At 51.6% G+C, this 23,933-nt stretch carries 16 protein-coding genes; 11 read left to right on the top strand and 5 right to left on the bottom strand.

The features are described 5' to 3' along the window. Positions 1–139 precede the first annotated feature (139 nt). Positions 140–1,222, top strand: a complete 1,083-nt coding sequence (locus tag LQ901_RS08390) for an AI-2E family transporter (RefSeq protein ID WP_010862001.1) — start codon at positions 140–142, stop codon at positions 1,220–1,222. 781 nt (positions 1,223–2,003) lie between these two features. Here LQ901_RS08390 and adhE read toward each other — a convergent pair. Next, positions 2,004–4,667: a bifunctional acetaldehyde-CoA/alcohol dehydrogenase gene (gene adhE / locus LQ901_RS08385; RefSeq protein ID WP_039046152.1), complete on the bottom strand. Its 2,664-nt coding sequence runs from the start codon at positions 4,665–4,667 to the stop codon at positions 2,004–2,006. A 677-nt stretch (positions 4,668–5,344) separates the two neighbouring features. Between adhE and LQ901_RS08380 the strand changes: the two genes are divergently transcribed. From LQ901_RS08380 to oppF, 6 genes are all read left to right on the top strand, one after another. Continuing rightward, positions 5,345–5,998 carry a YchE family NAAT transporter gene (locus LQ901_RS08380; protein WP_255698542.1) on the top strand — a complete coding sequence of 218 codons (654 nt, stop codon included), beginning with the start codon at positions 5,345–5,347 and terminating at the stop codon, positions 5,996–5,998. An 889-nt stretch (positions 5,999–6,887) separates the two neighbouring features. Then, complete coding sequence (locus LQ901_RS08375; protein WP_081632827.1) at positions 6,888–8,549, top strand: ABC transporter substrate-binding protein; 1,662 nt, start codon at positions 6,888–6,890, stop codon at positions 8,547–8,549. A 162-nt stretch (positions 8,550–8,711) separates the two neighbouring features. After that, on the top strand, positions 8,712–9,632 hold the full coding sequence (oppB, locus tag LQ901_RS08370) for an oligopeptide ABC transporter permease OppB (RefSeq protein WP_152118024.1): 921 nt from the start codon (positions 8,712–8,714) through the stop codon (positions 9,630–9,632). A gap of 12 nt (positions 9,633–9,644) precedes the next feature. Beyond that, positions 9,645–10,553 carry an oligopeptide ABC transporter permease OppC gene (gene oppC, locus LQ901_RS08365; protein ID WP_010861996.1) on the top strand — a complete coding sequence of 303 codons (909 nt, stop codon included), beginning with the start codon at positions 9,645–9,647 and terminating at the stop codon, positions 10,551–10,553. 15 nt (positions 10,554–10,568) lie between these two features. Then, positions 10,569–11,534 (top strand): ABC transporter ATP-binding protein, encoded by a 966-nt coding sequence (locus LQ901_RS08360; protein WP_010861995.1) that lies wholly within the window; start codon positions 10,569–10,571, stop codon positions 11,532–11,534. A gap of 35 nt (positions 11,535–11,569) precedes the next feature. Continuing rightward, positions 11,570–12,607: a murein tripeptide/oligopeptide ABC transporter ATP binding protein OppF gene (oppF, locus tag LQ901_RS08355; protein ID WP_052021505.1), complete on the top strand. Its 1,038-nt coding sequence runs from the start codon at positions 11,570–11,572 to the stop codon at positions 12,605–12,607. A 209-nt stretch (positions 12,608–12,816) separates the two neighbouring features. On the opposite strand, the gene LQ901_RS08350 is transcribed toward oppF, so the two are convergent. Next, the gene (locus tag LQ901_RS08350; RefSeq protein ID WP_039046154.1) at positions 12,817–14,508 is read right to left on the bottom strand and encodes a SulP family inorganic anion transporter; all 1,692 of its coding nucleotides are present in this window, start codon (positions 14,506–14,508) and stop codon (positions 12,817–12,819) included. A gap of 269 nt (positions 14,509–14,777) precedes the next feature. Further along, the gene (locus tag LQ901_RS08345) at positions 14,778–16,118 is read right to left on the bottom strand and encodes an anti-phage deoxyguanosine triphosphatase (protein WP_233672136.1); all 1,341 of its coding nucleotides are present in this window, start codon (positions 16,116–16,118) and stop codon (positions 14,778–14,780) included. Positions 16,119–16,390: 272 nt separating this feature from the next. Between LQ901_RS08345 and rsuA the strand changes: the two genes are divergently transcribed. The 3 genes from rsuA (at position 16,391) to LQ901_RS08330 (ending at position 20,075) form a co-directional block, all read left to right on the top strand. Beyond that, positions 16,391–17,092, top strand: a complete 702-nt coding sequence (rsuA, locus tag LQ901_RS08340; protein WP_010861991.1) for a 16S rRNA pseudouridine(516) synthase RsuA — start codon at positions 16,391–16,393, stop codon at positions 17,090–17,092. A gap of 41 nt (positions 17,093–17,133) precedes the next feature. Continuing rightward, on the top strand, positions 17,134–18,342 hold the full coding sequence (locus LQ901_RS08335; RefSeq protein WP_036768531.1) for a Bcr/CflA family multidrug efflux MFS transporter: 1,209 nt from the start codon (positions 17,134–17,136) through the stop codon (positions 18,340–18,342). Positions 18,343–18,662: 320 nt separating this feature from the next. After that, the gene (locus LQ901_RS08330) at positions 18,663–20,075 is read left to right on the top strand and encodes an MATE family efflux transporter (RefSeq protein WP_207542082.1); all 1,413 of its coding nucleotides are present in this window, start codon (positions 18,663–18,665) and stop codon (positions 20,073–20,075) included. 208 nt (positions 20,076–20,283) lie between these two features. On the opposite strand, the gene LQ901_RS08325 is transcribed toward LQ901_RS08330, so the two are convergent. Beyond that, the gene (locus tag LQ901_RS08325; RefSeq protein ID WP_215806944.1) at positions 20,284–21,909 is read right to left on the bottom strand and encodes a methyl-accepting chemotaxis protein; all 1,626 of its coding nucleotides are present in this window, start codon (positions 21,907–21,909) and stop codon (positions 20,284–20,286) included. Between the two features lie 541 nt (positions 21,910–22,450). Continuing rightward, complete coding sequence (locus tag LQ901_RS08320; RefSeq protein ID WP_064977506.1) at positions 22,451–22,894, bottom strand: NUDIX hydrolase; 444 nt, start codon at positions 22,892–22,894, stop codon at positions 22,451–22,453. A 191-nt stretch (positions 22,895–23,085) separates the two neighbouring features. On the opposite strand from LQ901_RS08320, the gene LQ901_RS08315 reads away from it, so the two are divergent. Then, entirely contained in the window at positions 23,086–23,913 is an 828-nt protein-coding gene (locus LQ901_RS08315) for a DUF5718 family protein (protein ID WP_039046160.1), read from the top strand. Positions 23,914–23,933: the final 20 nt, after the last annotated feature.

Here is a 23,933-nt window from a genome sequence, read left to right as displayed (position 1 = left end):
CCTTCTTTTGCTGGCCGCAGCACCTGTTGCGTCTTGAGCATGTTGTACCACAGCTGATTTGGCAACGTGCTATATCATGTGCGGTTTTATGACGTGAAAGAGGGAATTTTAACCGTAACGCGCTGAAGAGAAGGATGTTATGTCAGAGGGTAATAACCGCGAGGCGGGAGTTCGCTGTACGGTATGGTTGGCGGCGCTGGTGGTGATTTTAGCCGGCGTGAAAATTGCCTCAGAGATTGTGGTGCCATTTTTACTGGCGCTCTTTATCGCCATTGTATGTCATCCGGTGGTGGATTTGATGGTGCGCCGCCGTGTGCCGCGCATTGTGGCGATTTTACTGGTCCTCAGCGTGGTGGTGTTTGCATTGCTGTTACTGGGCGGCTTGTTGGGGGCATCGATTAATGATTTCACCCGCACCATCCCGCAGTATAAGGATCAGATCACGCAGCAGGTGTATCACGTGTTGGCGTTGGCCGAGAAGCTGAATATCACTATCTCGTCTGAGCAAATCCACCAGATGTTTGACCCGAGCGTGATTGTGAAAACGGTCAGCCGGATTGTCTCTAGTTTTTCCGGCATCATGGCTAATGTCTTTTTGCTGCTGTTGACCGTGGTGTTCATGTTGTTTGAAGCGCCTGCGGCCAAAGGCAAAATTCATCTGGCACTGGACGATCCAGAGATGGGCCTCAAGCATGTGGATCGGGTACTGGATAGCGTTAACCGCTATTTGGCGATCAAAACCTGGGTGAGTTTGTTAACCGGTGTGCTGGCGTGGGGGCTGCTTTCTGGCTTAGACGTGCGTTATGCCGTGCTGTGGGGCACTTTGGCCTTCTTGCTCAACTATATTCCGAATATTGGATCGGTGATTGCGGCGATCCCTCCGGTGTTACAAGCTCTGCTGCTCAATGGCGTGCCGGAAGCCTCTGGCGTGGCGCTGGGTTATGTGGTGATCAATTTGCTGTGTGGTAATGTGCTCGAGCCGCGTTATATGGGCCGTGGTTTGGGGCTGTCGACGTTGGTGGTTTTCTTATCATTGATTTTCTGGGGCTGGTTATTGGGCTCGGTAGGCATGTTGCTCTCGGTACCTCTAACCATGGCGGTGAAAGTAGCGCTGGAAGCCAGCCCAGCCCATCGTAAGCTGGCTATCTTGCTTGGCGATGGCCGCGAGGTCGAAAACTCCTGCAACGGATTATCGATACAGCCGCCATCCCATCCCGAGTGATGATTAGTTTCACATTAGGCTTACGCGATTCAGCGAACAAATCCGGCGAATAGTTTCGCCGGCTTTGTTTTAATGCTTGTCAGCGCGGGGGCTTAGGAGGAAACTTGCCTCATCGAAACAGCTGACATCAACTTCAGCTGTTTAAAAACAACAACGTAAAGAAAGATTAAGCAAGTAACAGGGGAATACCCAGCGTGTAAATCCTGTGCGGTAATCGCTTTATGTTATGCGGCGTAAGCCACTAAATTTACACGTGATGTAAATAAAAAAGTCTGAAAGACACCTTAAAAAAATAAGTAACATTGCTCTGCCCTACAAACATGCAGTTCTGAGAATAAAGGTGCAAAGACACCATAACCGGAAAGCTTGTGACGTGGCGTTATTGATGTTGAAGATTGATAGTGAACTGTTGATATTCAAGATGAATAGGTCATGAAGCAGCACCTGCATGATGCCATCTTAGTGATGACAAGAGCGCTACGAACGTAAAAGTATAAGTAGCAAATAAGATGTTGCGAAGATAAGAAATGCGATAAAAAGATAAGCCTCTGAAAAGATAGACCTCTGGTAGATATTCTTCCAGAACGATAATAATAACAGCGATCCTCCCCCTGAGTTGAGTCTGATAACGTGAAGCCCTACATGGCAACCGCAAGGTTGCCATTTTTTTTACCTGATTTTTACCTAAACGTCGCAGCAATAAAAAAGCTCCCCGTAGGGAGCTTTGTTGAGAGTAGCAAAGCCGGTCAGAATGACGACTCGCTATGTCTATGACTGAGTCTTACTTCGCTTTTGCCGCTTTCTCAGCTTTCGCTTTTACTGGCGCTTCAACGTGAGCTGTTTGCTCAACGTATGGGCGACCGTAGTAAGAATCCAGCAGAACTTGCTTCAGTTCGCTGATCAGTGGGTAGCGAGGGTTCGCACCAGTACACTGGTCATCGAAGGCTTCAACCGCCAGCGCATCCACTTTAGCCAGGAAGTCAGCTTCGTTAACACCGGCATCGCGGATAGAAGCAGGGATACCCAGCTCAGCTTTCAGGCTATCCAACCAGTGCAGCAGTTTCTCAATCTTAGCCGCAGTGCGGTCACCGGCAGCAGTCAGACCCAAGTGGTCAGCCACTTCTGCGTAACGACGACGTGCTTGTGGACGGTCGTACTGAGAGAACGCCGTTTGCTTGGTTGGGTTGTCGTTCGCGTTGTAGCGAATGACGTTGCTGATCAGCAGGGCGTTCGCCAAGCCGTGTGGAATGTGGAACTCAGCACCCAGCTTGTGCGCCATGGAGTGACACACACCCAAGAAGGCGTTCGCAAACGCGATACCGGCGATGGTGGCAGCGTTGTGCACTTTCTCACGAGCAACTGGATCTTGCGCACCCAGTTTGTAGCTTGCTGGCAGGTATTCTTTCAGCAGCTTCAGCGCTTGCAGTGCTTGGCCGTCAGAGTATTCGTTCGCCAGAACAGACACGTAAGCTTCCATGGCGTGAGTTACGGCATCAACACCACCGAACGCACACAGAGACTTAGGCATGTTCATCACCAAGTTGGCATCAACAATCGCCATGTTTGGTGTCAGCTCGTAGTCAGCCAGTGGGTATTTCACGCCAGTACGGTCATCAGTTACTACCGCAAATGGTGTCACTTCAGAGCCAGTACCAGACGTGGTAGTGATACATACCAGTTCAGCTTTCACGCCCATTTTCGGGAACTTGTAGATACGCTTACGGATATCCATGAAGCGCATTGCCAGTTCTTCGAAGTGAGTGTTTGGATGCTCGTACATCACCCACATGATCTTCGCGGCATCCATTGGTGAACCACCGCCCAGCGCAACGATAACGTCAGGCTTGAAGGAGTTCGCCATTTCAGCGCCTTTGCGTACAACAGACAGCGTTGGGTCAGCTTCTACTTCGTAGAACACTTCCACTTCCATCTTCAGGCCTTTCAGCAGACGAACAACTTCGTCAGCGTAGCCGTTGTTGAACAGGAAGCGGTCAGTCACGACCATTGCACGTTTTTTACCTTCCAGATCACCCAGTGCGATTGGCAGTGAGCCACGACGGAAGTAGATAGATTTTGGAAGTTTGTGCCACAGCATATTTTCTGCCCGTTTTGCGACTGTCTTCTTGTTGATCAGGTGCTTAGGACCCACGTTTTCAGAGATGGAGTTACCACCCCATGAACCGCAACCCAGAGTCAGAGACGGTGCCATCGCGAAGTTGTACAGGTCACCGATACCACCTTGAGTGGTTGGGGTGTTGATCAGGATACGGGCAGTTTTCATCTGCTCGCCGAAGTACTTCACGCGGTCAGCGTTGCGGTCTTGGTCAGTGTACAGACCAGAGGTGTGGCCGATACCGCCCAAGTTAACCATCTGGCAAGCCATCTGCACGGCTTCTTCGAAGTCTTTAGCGCGGAACATACCCAGCAGTGGAGACAGTTTTTCGTGCGCGAATTCTTCTTCGTCGCAGATCTTCACGCCTTCACCGATCAAGATCTTAGTATCTGCTGGCACGGTAACACCGGCCATTTCAGCGATCTTAACCGCTGGCTGACCCACGATCTTCGCGTTCAGCGCACCGTTGATCAGGATAACTTTACGTACTTTGTCTGCATCTTCTTTTGACAGCACATGGCCTTTGTGAGAGGCGAAACGCTCTTTCACTTGGTCATATACAGAGTCAACGACGATCACGGCTTGCTCGGAAGCACACACAACGCCGTTATCGAAGGTTTTAGACATCAGCACGGAAGCCACTGCACGCTTAACATCGGCAGTTTCATCGATAACAACAGGTACGTTACCAGCACCTACACCGATAGCAGGCTTACCAGAAGAGTAGGCTGCTTTCACCATGCCTGGGCCACCGGTGGCCAGGATCAGGTTGATGTCGTCGTGACGCATCAGCGCGTTAGACAGCTCAACAGATGGCTCATCAATCCAGCCGATGATGTCTTTTGGCGCACCAGCAGCAATGGCGGCGTCTAACACCAGCTTAGCAGCAGTGTTGGTGGAGTTCTTCGCACGTGGGTGCGGAGAGAAGATGATGGCGTTACGGGTTTTCAAGGAGATCAGAGATTTGAAGATCGCCGTAGACGTTGGGTTAGTGGTTGGTACGATACCGCAGATGATGCCCACAGGCTCAGCGATGGTGATGGTACCGAACTCGTCGTCTTCGCTCAGAATTCCGCAGGTTTTTTCGTCCTTGTACTTGTTGTAGATGTACTCGGATGCAAAGTGGTTCTTGATAACTTTATCTTCGATGATGCCCATGCCGGACTCTTCTACCGCCATTTGCGCCAGAGGAATACGAGCATTGTTCGCTGCCAGAGCAGCAGCACGGAAGATGGTATCAACTTGTTCTTGAGAAAAATTCGCAAACTCTTGTTGCGCCTTTTTCACACGTGCGACCAGCGCATCCAGTTCAGCAAGGTTAGTAACAGCCATGTTTATCTCCTGAATAAAGTGAAAACTTTTTATTAAGCGGTCGGTTGTGGTGCATCAATCCATTACACATCCATCACATTGCAGCGGTGTATCAGGCAACCCTTTTGCAGCAATGTTTCAGTATATGCGGGCTTGATAAATTTACATGGCTCTTGCCGTATCACACCCGTGAGGTAACGCGCTTAGTAAACTGTTTTCGTTCAGTCAGTAGAGCGAGGTTTACGTTATCGAATCAGGTTTACCTGATGAGGTGCTATGCGCTGTTTTAGCTTGCTGCTGCGTTGCAAAAACAGAATGTGATCAACACCGGATAACTGTAATTTAGTTTCGCCACACTGACCGTGTTCTTCCGTAAACTTACGACATTAGCATACGCATTTATTTGTCAGACTTGTGTGACTAAATTCACAAATTTCATCAGCTGACTCCTTTCAGCTTGGTCGTTTGATGCTCAAATGTGCACTGTGTGTTGTGGCTTATGTAAACATACAGTGTCTAAAATGCTATCGTTATGCATGGTGTTGGTGCGCAATAAAACACCATAACCGAAGGAAAACTAAGAGAATAAGACTACTTACACAGCATAGACTCAGTGATGTAATTTTATTAAATTAGAGCCGGAAGAATATCTTCTACAGGTATTAGCTGAGCAATTCCTTATTCCGTCTGTCTGCTTACTGGAGTTAAGCGTGGCCCATTTATTTGATGTTGCTATTTTTACTAAGTTTTTCATTGGGTTATTCGCTTTGGTAAACCCAGTCGGGATCTTGCCGGCGTTTATCAGCCTGACCAGTCACCAAAGTGAGGTGCTGCGTAATAAAACCAACCTGACGGCAACGGTGTCAGTGGCGGTGATTTTGTGGGTGGCGTTGTTTCTGGGGCAGGGGATCTTGCAGATCTTCGGTATTTCCTTGGAATCGTTCCGTATTGCCGGTGGTTTTCTGGTGATCACCATCGCGATGTCGATGATCAGCGGTAAGCTGGGTGAAGATAAGCAGAACAACCAGGAAAAATCAGAGTCAGCACTGCGCGATAACGTGGGCGTTGTGCCGTTGGCGCTGCCATTGATGGCCGGTCCGGGTGCGATCAGCTCCACCATTGTATGGGGTACGCGCTATAACCAGTGGTACAACATGCTGGGTCTGAGTGTGGCGATTGCGCTGTTTGCCCTGATGTGTTGGGCGATTTTCCGTGCCGCGCCCTATATTGTCCGTCTGTTGGGGCAGACCGGTATCAACGTCATCACCCGTATCATGGGTTTGATGCTGATGGCGCTGGGTATTGAATTTATTGTGACCGGTATTCGCGCCTTGTTCCCAGGGCTGGCGTAATTGGCGAGCGTACGTCTTTGAGTTGCTACTCCTTGCGTCTCGCTTAAGTTCTATAGCCTAACGCAGATAGCATAAATAAAACGGCAGTGAAGTTTTTCACTGCCGTTTTTACATCTGGGGTACCAAACGCTGGAGCGTGGTAGCTGAGCATGCGGAGGTTGAGTCTGTAGGTCTGTGCTGTTGTTCTGTTTCTTGTTTCTTGTTTCTTGTTTCTTGTTTCTTGTTTCTTGCATCGTGCTTTTTGTCCTTCTGCGTTATTAGGGTTGGCTTTTGCGCTGAACTGGCGATTTTCCCTATTTTTTCTGCTGTATGCGGCTCATGCCTAAACGGGCTTTGGGCCTGATCAATATTGGCGTTTTTTTCTACGTTCAGACTAAATTTTGTCTTATCGGTAATCGGCTATTGTGCTTCGCTTAAATAGCTGATATGAGTGTTATATGCGCGATTGATGTAATATTGTTCTGATAATTGGTTATAAAATAGACGCAAGGTCTGGTCAGGCCTGCAGGATATTTCACTAACTGATTGATTGGTAAGTTGTTCGTATAATTCACGGTGCTGGTGTGTTTCTGGTGTGTAAAATATCGGTTACATATGTAAATAAAAGCTACCGCACAGAAAAGGTTATTTTTTCTGGTTAATTATGCTAACGGGATGATACATAATCGGTGCGCAAATCAGCGGTGGTTTTGGCCGTTCGCTGATTCCCGTAAAGGTACTGAAAATGACAGACAGGGCTTGCGCGGGGAAAAGTAAGAACATGCTTTAAATCATGTACTTACTCAGGTTTCACCGGATAGTGAACACCTTAAATTAATAGCGGAGATTAAGAATGACTTATAACAAGAAAAAACTGGCAGTTACCATTGCAATGCTTGCCGGCGTGACAATGGGCCTTACCGGTTGTGATAACAACTCCTCCTCATCCAGCGCACCGGCCAGTGCAGCTGCTGACGCAAACAAAACCGATAAAGCGACACCAGCCAAAGTCGACCCGAATGCCAAGACCAAAAATGGTGATGTGCTGGCGGCGACTCAGACACTGGTGCGCAGCAATGGTGATGAGCCGGCCTCTTTGGATCCACACAAAGTGGAAGGGGTGCCGGAATCTAACATCATCCGTGATCTGCAAGAGGGGATCGTGAATCTGGACGGTAACGGTCAGGTGATCCCTGGTGTTGCAGAAAGTTGGGAGAACGAAGGCTTCAAACGTTGGGTGTTCCACCTGCGTAAAGATGCTAAGTGGTCTAACGGCCAGCCTGTGACGGCGGATGACTTTGTGTTTAGCTGGCGTCGTCTGGTCGATCCGAAAACCGGTTCGCCATACTCTTCATATCTGGAATATGCTCAGATTGAGAACGTCAGCGACGTTATCAACGGTAAAAAGCCGCCAGAAGCGCTGGGCGTGAAAGCACTGGATCCGTATACCTTGGAAGTGGTGCTGTCGAAGCCGGTGCCTTATTTTGTGAAGATGCTGTCGCATACCTCCACCAAGCCAGTAAACAAAGCAGTGGTTGAGCAGTTTGGTGATAAGTGGACCTCCCCAGCCAACTATGTCAGCAACGGTGCCTATAAGCTGAAAGATTGGGTCGTGAACGAGCGTATCGTGCTGGAGCGTAACCCGCAGTATTGGGATAACGCTAACGTCACTATCGATCAGGTCACTTATTTGCCAATCAATGATGAAACCGGTGTGAACCGCTATCGTGCCGGCGAAGTGGATATGACCTATAACACGCTGCCAATTGAGATGTTCAAGAAGCTGCAGGCCGATATCCCACAAGAAGTGCGTGTTGACCCGTATTTGTGTTCTTACTACTACGGCGTGAATACGGCCAAAGCGCCATTTAATGATGTGCGTGTGCGTAAAGCGCTGTCACTGGCGGTGGATCGTGACGTGATTGCCAAGCAGGTGATGGGCCAAGGCCAGATCCCTGCCTATATGTTTACCCCGGAAATCACCAACGGTTTTGACGGTAAAAACCCTGAGTGGGCAAACTGGACACAAGATCAGCGTAATCAGGAAGCTGCGAAATTGCTGACTGAAGCGGGCTTTGATAAGAGCAAGCCGCTGAAATTTACTCTGCTGTACAACACCTCCGAAAACCACAAGAAAGTGGCCGTGGCCATCACTTCAATGTGGAAGAAAAATCTGGGCGTGGATGTCGCACTGGAAAACCAAGAGTGGAAAACCTTCTTGGATAACCGCCGCTTGGGTAACTATGACGTGACTCGTGCTGGCTGGTGTGCCGACTATAACGACCCGACCGCCTTCCTGAACATTTTGTTGTCGAAGAGCAGCAACAATGACATGAAGTACAAGAGTGCCGAGTTTGATAGCACTATGGTGAAGACGCTGGAAGCGGCGACGGATGCGGAGCGCGCTGCGCTGTATCAAGCTGCTGAGGCGATTGCCGATACCGATGCGCCGTTGATCCCGCTGTACCACTACGTTAGCACCCGTTTGGTGAAGCCGTATGTGGGCGGTTATAGCGGTAACAACCCGCAGGATGAGATTTACAGTAAAGATCTCTATATCAAACAGCACTAAACCTATGTGCTGATGCCAGCCGCTCTTTTGCCGGGAGCGGCTTGGCAATCAACGTCTGGGTTACAGGCACAAGAAAATCACACGTAAACGCAGGGAGCGCGTTAGTGCTCTCTACATAACCATAAACAGCGTTTACGCCGTGTGACAGGGAGGATGTGCGCAATGTTGAAGTTTATTTTTCGCCGGCTTTTGGAAGCCATTCCAACGCTGCTGGTTCTGATCACCGTTTCGTTTTTTATGATGCGTTTGGCACCGGGAAGTCCATTTACCGGTGAACGCAGCCTGCCGCCGGAAGTTCTGGCCAATATCGAAGCCAAATACCACCTGAATGAGCCGTTATACAGCCAGTATTTCCGTTATCTCGGTCAGCTGGCGCAGGGGGATTTTGGCCCATCGTTCAAGTACAAAGATTTTTCCGTTAATGATCTGGTGTCGCAAGCCTTTCCGGTATCGCTCGAGATCGGGATTTACGCCTTTATCTTGGCGCTGGTGTTGGGGGTAACTGCGGGCGTGATTGCCGCGTTGAAGCAAAATACGGTGCTCGATTATACGGTGATGGGGTTTGCCATGACCGGTGTGGTGATCCCGAGTTTTGTGATTGCGCCGCTGCTGGTGTTGCTGTTCTCGTTGGGGCTGAAACTGTTACCGGCCGGGGGCTGGAATGACGGTAGCCTGATCAATATGGTGCTACCGGTTTCAGCGTTGGCGATTGCCTATACCGCCAGTATTGCGCGGATCACCCGCGGCTCGATGATTGAAGTGCTGCACTCTAACTTTATCCGTACTGCGCGTGCCAAGGGCTTACCGCTGCGCCGCATTGTGCTGCGTCATGCTCTCAAGCCTGCCATGTTGCCTGTTATTTCCTATTTAGGCCCTGCATTCGTCGGCATCATTACCGGTTCGATTGTGATTGAGACCATTTTCGGTCTGCCGGGGATTGGCCGTTTGTTCGTGAACGGCGCGCTGAACCGTGATTACTCGATGGTGCTGAGTCTGACCATTTTGGTCGGTACCCTGACTATCTTGTTTAACGCGATCGTAGACATCCTGTATGCCTTCATCGATCCGAAAATCCGCTATTAATCGGGGTGTTTTATGATGATGACGAAAAAAAATGCCGCCGCAGTGGAGCAATTCGCCGGTCAGCTGGATATTGAAGGCCGCAGCTTGTGGCAGGATGCGTTTCGCCGCTTTAAAAGCAACCGCGCGGCGATGATCAGCTTGATGATTTTGTCGTTGATTACCTTGTATGTGCTGTTCGGGCCGTCTTTGTCGCCGTTTGCGTTTGATGAGACCGATTGGAGCGCGATGAGCGTCGCGCCTGCGCTGGAGGGAAATCACTACTTCGGAACTGACTCGCTCGGTCGCGATCTGTTTGTCCGTACCGCCTTGGGGGGGCGAATTTCCCTGATGGTGGGGCTGGCTGGTGCGCTGGTGGCGGTGCTGTTTGGCACCTTGTATGGCGCAACCTCCGGCTATCTGGGCGGGCGCGTCGACTCACTGATGATGCGGGTGTTGGAAATTCTGAACGCCTTCCCATTCATGTTCTTCGTGATCTTGCTGGTGACCTTGTTCGGCCGCAACATCTTCTTGATCTTCGTGGCGATCGGCATGGTGTCATGGCTGGATGTGGCGCGGATCGTGCGTGGCCAGACCTTAAGCCTCAAGCGTAAAGAGTTTATTGAAGCGGCGTTGGTGTGCGGGGTGTCGTCACGCAATATTGTGATGCGCCATATCGTGCCGAACGTGCTCGGTGTGGTGGTGATTTATGCGTCGTTGTTGGTGCCGGGTATGATCTTGTTTGAATCCTTCCTGAGCTTCTTAGGTCTGGGGGTTCAAGAGCCGATGACCAGCTGGGGCGCGTTGTTGCAAAGCGGTGCTACCACCATGGAAGTGGCGGTATGGCAGCTGCTGATCCCCGCCTGTTTTCTGATTATTACGCTGTTTTGTTTCAACTTTATCGGTGATGGGCTGCGTGATGCCCTCGATCCGAAAGATCGTTAAGTCAGGGAGTACCGTATGAAGTTGTTGGATGTCAAAGATCTGCGGGTCACCTTCTCTACGCCAGATGGTGATGTGACGGCGGTTAACGATCTGAACTTTTCCTTGAGCGCGGGTGAGACGCTGGGCATTGTTGGCGAGTCCGGCTCCGGTAAATCGCAAACCGCGTTTGCCATCATGGGCTTGCTGGCTAAAAACGGCACCATTGGTGGCTCGGCCAAATTTATGGGTAACGAGATCCTGAATCTGCCGGAATCGCAGCTTAACCGTCTGCGCGCCGAAGAGATTGCCATGATCTTCCAAGACCCGATGACCTCGCTGAACCCGTATATGCGGGTGGGCGAGCAGTTGATGGAAGTGCTGATGCTGCACAAGGGCGTCAGCCGCAATGAGGCGTTTGAGCAATCTGTGAAGATGCTGGATGCGGTGAAGATGCCGGAGGCGCGTAAGCGCATGCGCATGTATCCGCATGAGTTTTCGGGGGGGATGCGCCAGCGGGTGATGATCGCCATGGCGCTGCTGTGTCGTCCAAAATTGTTGATTGCCGATGAACCAACTACTGCGTTGGATGTGACGGTGCAAGCGCAGATTATGGAGCTGCTGAACGAGCTGAAACGCGAGTTCAATACCGCCATTATCATGATCACCCACGATCTGGGTGTAGTGGCGGGGATCTGTGACAAGGTGCTGGTGATGTATGCCGGTCGTACCATGGAGTATGGCATGGCGCGTGATATTTTCTACCGCCCAAGCCACCCGTATTCGATTGGTTTGCTGGATGCGGTGCCGCGATTAGATAGCAGTGGCAGTGAGTTGGCCACCATCCCAGGTAATCCACCTAACTTGCTGCGTTTGCCGCAGGGCTGTCCGTTTCAGGAACGCTGCCTGAAAGTGAGCGATATTTGCCGTCAGCAAAGTCCGGCATTGATGTCATTTGGCGAAGGGCGTGAACGCGCCTGTCATTGGAACTGGGAGAAGGCATGATGATGAATGACGTAACCGCTGCCGGTTCTGATGTGATGGATACTGGCGTAGCCGCCAAAGCAGATCGACACACCGATAAACTGGCGGACAAGAAAGTGCTGCTGGAAGTGTCAGATCTGAAAGTGCACTTTGATATTAAAGATGAGAAAGCCTGGTTCTGGGAGCCAGCGAAAAAACTCAAAGCGGTAGATGGCGTGACCTTGCGTTTGTACGAAGGGGAAACGCTGGGCGTGGTGGGGGAGTCGGGTTGCGGTAAGTCGACCTTTGCCCGTGCCATTATCGGGTTGGTGAAAGCCACTGCCGGTAATGTGGTGTGGTTAGGGCAGGAGTTGACGCGCCTGAGTGATGCGCAGATGCGTGATAAGCGCAAAGAGATCCAGATGATTTTCCAAGATCCGCTGGCCTCGCTGAACCCGCGCATGACTATCGGCGATATTATCGCTGAGCCGCTGATCACCTTCTATCCGCAGCTGAGTCGGCAGGAAGTGCGCGACAAAGTCAAAGCGATGATGATGAAAGTGGGTCTGCTGCCGAACTTGGTGAACCGGTATCCGCACGAGTTTTCCGGCGGTCAGTGTCAGCGGATCGGGATCGCGCGGGCGTTGATCCTTGAACCGAAACTGATCATCTGCGATGAGCCGGTGTCGGCGCTGGATGTGTCGATTCAGGCGCAGGTAGTGAATTTGCTCAAGTCATTACAGCGTGAGATGGGGCTGTCGCTGATTTTTATCGCGCACGATTTGTCGGTGGTGAAACACATCTCCGATCGGGTGTTGGTGATGTATCTGGGCAATGCGGTGGAGCTTGGCACCTACGATGAGGTGTATCACAACCCACTGCATCCTTATACGCGCGCCCTGATGTCGGCGGTGCCGATCCCCGATCCAGACAAAGAGCGCAACAAGCAGATCCAGCTGCTGGAAGGGGATTTGCCATCGCCAATCAACCCGCCGTCTGGCTGCGTGTTCCGTACTCGCTGTCCATTGGCTGGCCCTGAGTGTGCACAGACGAAGCCACTGCTGGAAGGCAGTTTCCGCCACGCGGTATCTTGTTTGCGTGCCGATCCGCTGTGATGTAAAGCGCGGCATAAGCGAAAACCCGCAAGCTAAAACACTACATAAAACACTACACGAAAAAGCCATCCCTTTGTGGATGGCTTTTGTTTAGGTATGGCTCACAGGTTGAAACCATGTAAAACCGCCTTGCTAAGGCTGAGATACTGCGCGTCGTTTTAGCGTTTGAGTTTCAGCTTTTCTTTCATCCCTAAGGAAATGGCTGCGGTTTAGATTTCACGATTGAGCGTGGTGGCCGCGCTGGGTGCGCGCGCATCAATGGCGTTTTGCACGCTGTAAAACACGTTATCTTCCGGCAGCACGGTCATTACACCGGTTTGCCACAGTGCTTCGCGGGCGCGCATAGCTTCCAAACGAGCGATACACACCGTGATGTGCTGGCGGTGTAGCTCACCAATCAGGGTTTTCAGTTTATCGGCGGCGGTGAGATCAATATCTAAAATCCCACTGCATTCGATCACCAGCAGCCGCAGCCCTTTTTTCTGCGCGATGCGCTGCCACAGCTGGTTGCTGAAAAAGTCAGCGTTGGTGAAGTTGAGCGGCGCAGCAAAATGGTAGACCAGCACGTTAGGCAGGGTTTCCATCTCGTGTTTATTGTCTTGATGCCACCAGATAGAAGTCCCTTTGATGCGCATAAACTCGGCATTGTTGGGGCGAGCGGTGACAAACACCCCGTGCAGCAGCGACAGGATCACGCCCAGCATCACGCCCACTTCAATGCGCAGCAGCAAAATCATCACCAAGGTGGCGATGCATAGATAAAACTCTTCGCGGCTTTGCTGGAAGATGCGCCGAATTTCGCTGATTTTCAGGATGCTTTGCCCGACATACATCAACACCCCTGCCAATGCGGCATGTGGGATCAGCGGTAAAATCGTGCGTGCGTTAAGCACGATCAGCGCCAACAATCCAGCTGCCACCAGCGCCGCTAACTGAGAGCGCCCACCAGAGTTTTGGGTGATCACTGAGCGCGCCGGACTGGCATTGGTAGTAAAGGTCCCGGCGATACCGGACAAAATACAGCCCAGCCCGATGCCGGCAAAATCTTGGCTCACAGGCGCTTCTTTATCTTGCGTGGTGCGTGCCACGGCGGCGGTTTGCATGATGCACACTAAGGCCACCAGCAGCGCCAGTGGGAATAGGTGCATGACGGACTGCCACGGCAGACTCCAGAAGGCAAAATCGGGCCGCTGGGTATCGACGGCGCTCAGTACGGTCACGCCATATTTGGGCAGATCGAACACTGCATTGAGCAACATGATCAGCAGCAGACCAAACAGTGCCGCCGGTAGGCGTGGATTGCGTCGGCCAACAATGGCGGTTAGCAGATAGAGACTGAAGCCAATCAGGGTGGAGATCAGGTTAGCGTGCGGTAGCTGCCACAGCACCATCGCGAGTTGGCGCAGCAGGTGTCCGTGTGGGGTTGGGATCTCAAAAATCTGCGGTAACTGACCAACGATAATGTGCACCGAAATTCCGGCCAGAAAACCGATGGTGACTGGATATGAGAGCAAATCGGCTAGCCAGCCAAGGCGAAAGATGTAGGTGGTGATCAATATCAGCCCGACCAAAATCGACAGCAACCCCGCCAGATGCGCGTATTCCGGCGTACCGGCTACGGCCATCAGTGACAGGCCAGAGGCAAAAATTGGTGCGATAGTGGAGTCAGCGCCGCCAGACAGATAGCGGTTCGCGCCTAAAATGGCAAAGCCGATAGCGGCGGCAATAAATGCGTAGATGCCGGTGAGCGGCGGCATGCCCGCCAGATGGGCGGTCGCCATTTGGGCTGGCAAGGCAATGGCCGCAACTGATACCCCAGCGACAACATCCCCCCACAGCCAGCTGAATTTCCAGTGGCGAAACGATTGTAAAAATAGACGAGGGGCGATGGCTGGTGGCATGGCAGGTTTAGGGCTCCAAATGGAAAACGGTATATTTCACGACTATCAGGTTAAGGCTATCGAGTTAGTGCTAATAAATCGCTAATACGCTTGGTCACAGGCGCTCGGCGAGTGATCGTTATTAATATAGATTGTGCATTGAATCGCTCATTATAGAGCGACCGGCGCGACTGACCAGTTAAGTCGCGTCGGTAGTTCCTATGGTTATGTAACTGAATTTAAATTAATTACTGCGCGGTCTTCTGTATTAAGTTTTGCGTTCAGTGAATTCAGTTATGTGGGTCAAAACTGAGCGTACTGGCCGGTGTAAAGAGTTGAATATAGGTGCGCTGGGCAAAGCCATCGGTCATGCCGGAGATATAATCGGTGATCACGCGCAGCCCAGAGTGACCTTCGGCGCGACTTTGTTGCCAGCGTTGACGCGTTCCTGGTGGTAATAAACGCTCGGGATCGGCGCTGAAAGCGTCAAACAGCTCCATAATTAGCTGTTGGCCGCGATATTCCAGCATTTGCACTTCCGTTTTGCGCACCACAAAGTCGTTCACAAAGCGCACCAGAATCGAAATTACCTGTTGCAGCGGTGCCGGTAGCTGGGCATTCCACGCCAGTAGCGGTTCACTAAATAGCGGCTCATGCTGCAAGGTAATGCCGGTGATCAGGGCGTTAACCAGCGCGCCAATCGCATCTTTGCGTTTATGGTGCTCGCCACAGAACAATTTTTCGGTGATTGACGGCATATTTTCTTGGAACCAGGCGTCGTCAACGGCACTGAGCGCTTGATGCGCCGATTCCCACTGGGCGCGAGTGACAATCCCCATCACGATGGCATCTTCCAGATCGTGAATACCGTAGGCGATATCATCGGCTAGCTCCATCACGGAGCAATCCAGAGACTTAAATCGCGTTTTGAGCGGCTCACTGCCGTTACTGCGCGGCTCACGCATGGTGGCCAGATGGCGGCGATCATCGGTGGTTAGCGGCTCCAACACCCAATGAAACAGTCGCTGATCTTGATCGTACACGCCTTTAGCCGGTTTCCATTGGCTGGCTTTCAGATGACGAAAATCACTGACCGCAGGCGGTTGCAGTGTGGCGCGGGTTTGGCTTAACAACGCAGGGTATTTCAGCAAGCCCAGCAGCGTGCGGCGCGCCAGATTCATGCCGTGCGATTCGGTATATGGCTCTAAGCGGGTGACAATCCGAAAAGTTTGCGCGTTGCCTTCAAAGCCGCCATGATCGCGCATCATGTAATTGAGCGCCACTTCGCCGCCATGCCCGAACGGCGGATGGCCAATATCGTGCGCCAGACACAGGCACTCCATTAAGCTGTCAGGGGCGAGCAGGGCTTTTTGCTGCGGATATTTGCGTTTGAGCTGCGCGACGATCCCAGTACCAATTTGCGCCACCTCTAACGAATGCGTCAGCCGCGTGCGGTAGAAGTCATTCATCCCAGCGCCGAGTACCTGCGTTTTGGCTTGCAGGCGACGAAACGCGGCCGAGTGCAAGATACGCGCACGGTCACGTTGGTAAGGGGAGCGATGGTCGTCGCGGCGGACTTTGTTCTCTTCGCCGTAACGGGCTTGCCATAAGGCGGTGGTGTCCGAAGTCATCTCGCAGCCTGTTCTTAGTGGAATACGCATTCCTATCAGAATCAATTCATTGCTGTCTGTCAACTTTATCGCCGATGTTCGCTGATGTTCGTCTTCGTGATGGGTTTGGTATGTAGAGATGGGGCGTAGCAGCCGATTGTATTGAAGCCAACACTGCAACCGGATGAGTACGTTGCTAAAAGCCGTGATAAGGCGCAACTAACGCTGGGGGATTAGCGAGTGTGCGCTTATAATAACGCTCCTCATTCGACAGGCAATTTCAGAGATATCACATGCGACTGGATAAATTTCTTACCGAACAAACGGATATGACCCGTTCAATTGCAGGGCGCGAAATTCGGCGCGGAACGGTAACAGTAAACGGTGAGGTGGTGAAAAACAGCGCACTGAAATTGCAGCCGGATGATGCGGTGGAATATAACGGTCATCCTTTGCAACAGCAGACCGGCCCGCGTTATTTCATGCTGCACAAGCCGCAAGGCTATGTCTGCTCCACTGAAGACCCGGATCATCCAACCGTGCTGTTTTTGGTCGATGAGCCGGCAGTACACAAGCTGCATCCTGCCGGTCGTCTAGACATTGATACCACCGGTCTGGTGCTGCTGACCGACGATGGCCAGTGGTCGCACCGCATCACATCACCGCGCCATCACTGCGCAAAAACCTATTTGGTGACGCTGGCCGATCCGGTCGCGCCAGAAGTTATCGAGCAGTTTGCTGCCGGCGTACAACTGCGCAATGAGCCTGAACTGACGCGCCCAGCGGTGCTAGAGCTGCTTGATGAGCACCATGCACGCCTGACCATCACCGAAGGTAAATACCATCAAGTGAAGCGGATGTTTGCCGCTACCGGTAATAAAGTGGTGGAGCTGCACCGCGAACGTATAGGCGGAATTGTACTGGATGCCGATCTGGAAGAAGGCGAGTACCGTCCGCTGACCGCACAAGAGATTGCCTCTGTCGGTCTGGAATAATCAGGTTTTGGATAACCTTACGCTAAAAAGAGTGAGATAACGTGACGACGCACCCCCAACACGCCCACCATCCCCTGTTGATTTTTATCTTGGGTATGCTGGCGATGCTGACGCCGCTGGCCATCGACATGTACCTGCCCAGCTTGCCGACCATCGCGGCCGATTTGAATGTACCGGCAGGCTCGGTGCAGATGACCTTAACCGCCTATACCTTGGGTTTTGCGGTTGGCCAGCTGTTCCACGGACCGGCAGCTGACAGCTTCGGACGTAAACCGGTCATTATTCTGGGCACGCTGCTGTTTGCGGTGGCCTCGCTGATGTGTACCCAGCTGACCAGCATTGACTGGTTTATTGCTACTCGTCTGGTGCAGGGTTTTGCTGGTGCGGCCTCCGGTGTGGTGATCAATGCGCTGCTGCGGGATTTGTTCCACAAGGATGACTTCTCGCGCATGATGTCGATGGTGGTACTGATCATGACAGTCGCTCCGCTGCTGGCACCGATGCTGGGTGGCTATTTGCTGGTGTGGTTTGATTGGCATGCCATCTTCTGGGTACTGACCATTGCGGCGGTGATTTGCTCGCTGTTGGTGTGGAGTTTTATCCCTGAAACCCTGACGGAAGATAAAAAGCAGCCGTTTAAGCTGCGCAGTACACTGGGGAATTTCAGCGCCTTGTTGCGTCAACGTCAGGTACTGGGCTACATGCTGAGCGGGGCGTTCTCTTTCGCCGGGATGTTTACTTTCCTGACCGCCGGTTCGTTTGTTTATATCGATTTGCACGGCGTTGACCCGCAGCATTTCGGCTATTACTTCGGTCTGAACATCCTGTGTTTGATTGTGATCACCAGCATCAATGGGCGCTTTGTTAAGCGCAAAGGGGCGAACTTTATGATGAAGGTCGGCCTGTGGATCCAATTGGTGATGGGCGTGTGGCTGGTGGCCGGTGGCTTGCTGGGCTTAGGCTTCTGGGCGCTGGTGAGCGGGGTTGCGGTGTTTGTCGGGGCGATTTCGATTGTCGGCTCAAATGCGATGGCGTCGATTTTGGAAGAGTTTCCGCATATGGCGGGTACGGCGTCGTCGGTCACCGGCACATTGCGCTTTGGTACTGGCGCTATCATCGGCTCGGCGGTCGCGGCAATGCCATCGGGCACGATTTGGCCGATGGTTGGCACTATGGCGGCTTGTGCGCTGGTGTCTATCGCTTGTTACTACGGTATGGCCGTGCGCGGCACAGTGCATGCCAGTCGCTGATATTTTGGTCATCAATTCGCGGTAATCCTTAACGGCAGGCGGGTGAAGCCTGCCGTTTTTGTTTTTCGATTTTTCGCTTCGATTTTCCCTCTTATTTTTCCTTTTTTGCCTCGATGTGTGGCAGTAAATTGACGTCAAAAACCTTTCTGAAACTACGACATTTTTTGAATCCAAATTTGGCAGCCCCGTCACGCAGAAGTCTGCAATCTCTTTTTACAACTCCCGTAAAATAGAGCTGGTTTCCATTTATGTATCCTGCAGTTCTGTGCCGGTCATGCTTTAGATAGCGGTTGGTTTCAGGTCTTATTCCCGGAGTTGTTATGTCTCATTCCCGCGCCGATTCTCTCGATAGAGGTGTGCATATTGCCGTCTCTAATGCGGCTTTTTTCCGTCAGTTACTGACGGTGGCATTGCCTGTGGCGTTGCAGGTGGTGCTGTTCTCCTCACGAAGCTTGGTCGACATTGTGATGTTGGGGCAATTGGGTGAGGCGGATGTGGCCGCAATTGGGGTTGCGGGGCGGGCGATTTTCGTCACGACCTTGCTGGTACTCGGCGTGTGTACCGGCGGCAGCATGTTGCTGGCGCAATATTGGGGCGCGGGCGATCGGGAAGGGATGAAGCGCACGGTGGCGCTTACACTGATGATCACCAGCGTAGTTGGCCTTGCCGGAGCGTCGGTGTTCTTGTTTATCCCAGAGCACGTGATGGGATTGGCGTCTAACTCGGCAGAAGTGATTGCGCTCGGTGCGTCATTTATGGAGATCACCGCCGGTAATATGTTGCTGACGGCGATCGGTGCCAGTTTTGCCGCCGGATTGCGTTCAATGCATCAGGCGGCCACCAGCACGGTCTTCAGTGCTATCGGCATCAGTCTGAACATCTTTTTTAACTATGTGCTGATTTTTGGTCGTTTCGGTTTTCCGGCCATGGGCATTGTGGGCGCGGCGTGGGGAACCTTACTCAGCGCCCTGATTGAAGTCATCGCCCTGACGGCGTGGCTGTATTGGCGCAAGCACTTGTTGGCCTTTAGCTGGCAGGATATGCGGGAAAGTTTAAACCGCAGCGAAGTGGTGCGGCTGTTGAAACTGGCAATTCCGTTGATTGCCAATATGGTGATGTGGGCGGGCGGCGTGTTCTTGTATAACGCCATTTTCGGCCATATCAGCACACAAGCCTTGGCGGCGCTGACAGTGATGGCTCCGCTGGAGTCGTTGTGTCTGGCAATGTTAAACGGTATTGCTACCGGTGCGGCGGTGGTGATTGGTAATCAGCTCGGGGCGAGCCGTTTTGATTTAGCTTATCGGCAGGCGTGGCTTGCGACTGCGTTCTGTGTCGCCAGTGCCGTGGTGGTGGCGGTGGTCATGCTGTTGATTAAACAGCCGGTCTTGGCGCTGTTCAGTGGGCTGCGCGGGCCGACGCTGGATCTGGCGTCGAGCTTTTACATCATGCTGTCAGTGGCGGTGCTGCTTAAAAGTGTGCCAATGCTAATGATTATTGGCGTTTTGCGTGCGGGCGGCGATATCAAATTCTGTTTCTATCAGGATGTGATTGCCCAGTGGTTTATCGGCATCCCGCTGGTGGCATTTTTGGCTTTCTATACCGATGTGGGGTTGCAGTGGGTGTATCTGGCGATCTTCACCGAAGAAGTGGTCAAGATTATCGGTTGTTTCTTCCGTGTGCGTAGCCGCGCATGGATGAAAAACATGGTGCAAACGGCGGCGGTGGCCAGTTAACGCCGAGCAATCACGCTCGGTGACTCATAGCTCAAGTGCGGTAGCGGACCATGAGGATTCGCACAATACAGCAGGCAGCAGGTCAAATAGGCGACTCAGTTGCCTACGAACTCGATCAGCTCGCTAGATATTGCGTTCAATAAATAGCGAGCTTAATTAGCGTTCTTTATGTGTGAATCGGCGTCATTCAGTATAAAGCGAGGGAGAATTACGCTAAGCGGAAGTGCGCCACGCTTTGTTGCAGGCGTGCGGCCAATTGGCCTAACTCATGGCAAGCTTCGGTGGTGTGATAAGCATCTTGCGCCACCGCGTTGGACGATTCATTAATCCGCTCAATATTGCGATCCAACTCTTCCGATACCGCATCTTGTTCGCTACAGGCACTGGCAATCTGCAAGGCCATATCGGCGATCTGCGATACCGCTTCTTCGATCTGCTGGATCCCTTCACTGGTATTACGACTTTGCGCTACGCAGTGACGGATCATCTCGCATGTCTGACCGGTGACATCTTTCGCCTGATTGGCTTTCGCCTGCAGGGTTTCGATGATCGCGATGATTTCGCCGGTAGAAGCTTGAGTGCGGCCCGCCAAGGTACGGACTTCATCGGCTACAACCGCAAATCCGCGACCCTGCTCACCGGCTCGCGCGGCTTCAATTGCCGCATTCAGTGCTAGTAAGTTGGTTTGATCGGCGATGCTACGAATCACATCCACCACCATATTGATCTGCGCCGATTCACGCTCCAGCTCGGTAACCAGTGAGCCGGCATGTTCGATTTCCTGCGCGACTTGCGTGATTTCATTGAGCGATTGGCGCACATCCCTATTGCCCTGACGAGCCAAATCATTGGCCGCTGCCGCAGACTGAGAGGCGGTTTCGGTGTTATCGGCCACGTTAGCTACGGTAGCTTTCATCTCGGTCATCGCGGTGGCCACCAAAGAAATCTCGCGCTGTTGGTTCTGAATACCGTTGGTGGTGTGTTCGGAGACGGTGTCTACAGATTCGATCGCCACGCCAAGTTGAGTGGCGGCGGTGACTACTTCTTCAATGATGACACGCAAGTTATCTTGCATCTTCAGTGACGCTTTGGCCAATAGACCCAGTTCATCGTTACTCATGTAGCGGTTATCAAAGCGATGCGTCAGATTACCGGAGGCAATGGCGTTGGCTTGTTCCACCACCGCTTGCAGTGGTGGGCAAATTTGGCGTGTTAAGAACACGGTCATGCCCGCCATAAACAGCATCAGCAGGCCGATACTGCCGATATTGGCTTTGATGATCAGTGCGATTTTATCCAGCAAATCAGAGCGACTATCGCGAACAAACGCCAGGTTGATCTGCACCAATTTGGCGATGGAATCTTCCATGTTATCGGACAGCTCACGTGATTGGATCAGGAGTTGCTGAGCTTGAGCGGTTTGTCCTTGCAGTACCAATTGTTCAAAGGTGTGCGATACGCGAATGTATTGCTGCCAGTCTTTACGAAACCGTTCGTAATGCGGACGCTCTTGATCTACCACCGTACTGCCATAACTTTGCAGGTCTTGGTTTGTTTGCTCGATCTCCTGCATGATGGTATTGCGGCGCTTTTGCACTTGGGTGCCATCTTCCAGCAAGATGGCAAATTGATCACTGCGAATCGAAGTGATGTGGTTGCGCAAGGTTTCCACTGAAATAATGCTGGGGAGAACCGAGTCAGTAAAATCCAAAGAGCGATTTTGGACACCATGCAGGGCATGGCTTAAAAATAGCCCTAACATCATGCAGACTGCGGCGACAAATGAGAACACCAGAGCGATTTTTTTTCCTATCGAGATATTTTTATAAAACATAAATTACGGCGTGATCCTTAACAGCTGATTACCGGCATGCATAGCAAAGATCCTTGAAACATGGCCTCTCCACTCGGATAAGCGCATGTACATGCCTGGCAGACTACGAACAACAAAAACATAAAATAAAACCAACATAGTCACAGGCATTACGTGGGTAATGTGTATGTTTTATGTGTATTTGAGTCATATTTGACTCAAATTATTATTTATCGCTATGACTGTTAAATTTAAAAATTAACATGCTGATTTTATTTAAATAATGTATTGGCTTATAAATAATAAAGACACAATGACATCATTATGAACGGCCTTATCGGCATCCAATTGCATAGCTTTAGCGTTATTTTTGCGCAATCGATATCGAAAAGACGTTTTAGATGGAATTGACGCTGTTTCGGTACAGCGCCAATGATTGCTGAGAGCAGAAGACTATCGAGAACAGCGCTTCGCTTGCCTTATGAGTTCAAAGAAAATCCAATAGGGCGGAAGCTGGAACACGATGTGTCTACGAGGTGACCTAGGAAGGTTCAGGCTGGCATTATTGTGCGGCATTCCGAACGGTGGCCAGATCCGCCGTCATCTGCTTATTCAACCAGCAGTAGATAGATAACCGACTGGCTTCAAAATGCGGCTCAGGCAGTGCGGTTGGCTCAACCCAGCGCCAACCTTCACACTTGTGTGGCTCCAGATTTTGCGGCTCGCCCTCGGTATGGGCCAATAAGCAGACGGAAACGGTGTGTTTTCCTTCTTGCTGGAAGGTCTCTAAATTGTTGGTCAGGGCAATCACTTGTGGGTTGCTGATGACCAAGCCGGTCTCTTCTGCCACTTCACGAATAGCGCATTCGGCAAATGACTCGCCAGCCTCCAGATGTCCACCCGGGATAGACCAGTAAGGGGCATGCTTAGCACTGCGTTTTCCCACCAAAATTTTTCCGTCTGCACGTTGCAAGATAACGCCGACGCCGACATAAGGCCGATTCATGAACTATGTCCAACTCAAAATAAAACAATATTAAAATCATGCGCTTATTTTTTTATGCTGACAAGTTTGACGTGGCACTCGGATATCGGCGGCATTAATCGGTAAACTCTGGTGCTAATTCGCGGCTTTTTCCGCCTTATTTTTATTCAATCTGTTTTATTGACAGCGACTTATCAAAAGAGACATCGGACATGAATTTTGAGCACGTGATTGGTTTGGGTGTGGCCGGTAACTTTGCTGGGCATCTTGAGCAGGCAGGTGAGGCCAAAGATTTTGTGGCGGTGAAAGTGGCCGATGCCGTTGCTCCGAAAGCCATTTTCCCATTCTATGTACCGTCAGCAGATGCCGGTTTTTTGCAGACCTATCCACTGTCGAGCGACCATATTGTGCCGCCAGCAGATGCCGATAACCTGCAAATTGAGCCCGAAGTGGCGTTGCTGTGTGATATTCACTATCAAGATGGGTTGGTGGTGGGCCTGACGCCTCGCTATTTCGCTGCCTATAACGACTGCTCAATTCGTCGCCCGAATGCACGCAAAATCAGTGAAAAGAAAAACTGGGGCCCGTGCAGCAAGGGGATTTCCTCCACTTTGCTGGAGATTGACCAATTTGCGCCAGGCGGCGTGATGGATGACTACCGGATTGGTTGCTATCTGGTGCGTGGCTCGGAAGTGTACCGCTATGGGGTTGATAGCCCAGTGGTGGAGTACAGCTATTTTCACCAGCGTCTGATTGACTGGCTGATTAACCAGATGAACTTCCAAAAAGATGAAGGCCCAGCCGAGAACATTGCGGAGTTGTTGAAAAAAGCCGGTTATCCAACACAGGCACTGATCAGCATTGGCGCGACCCGCTATACCGAGTTTGGGGAAACCCATTTCCTGCGTCCAGGTGATCGCAGCGTAGTGGTGGTCTATAAAGGCTCTGCGTACAGCGCGCACGATATTGAAGAGAAAGTGCGTAACAACCAGCTGTCTGATGCTTTCCTGTCGGCCTTGGTGCAGCAAGTGGATGTGTAAGATTTAACTGCACGAAGCAT

This window comes from Plesiomonas sp. PI-19 (assembly GCF_021368255.1).
GTDB classification, from domain to species: Bacteria; Pseudomonadota; Gammaproteobacteria; order Enterobacterales; family CAMTGL01; genus Plesiomonas; species Plesiomonas shigelloides.
The sequence above is the reverse complement of the archived record's forward strand: the minus strand, read 5'-3'. Positions and strand labels throughout refer to the sequence as shown.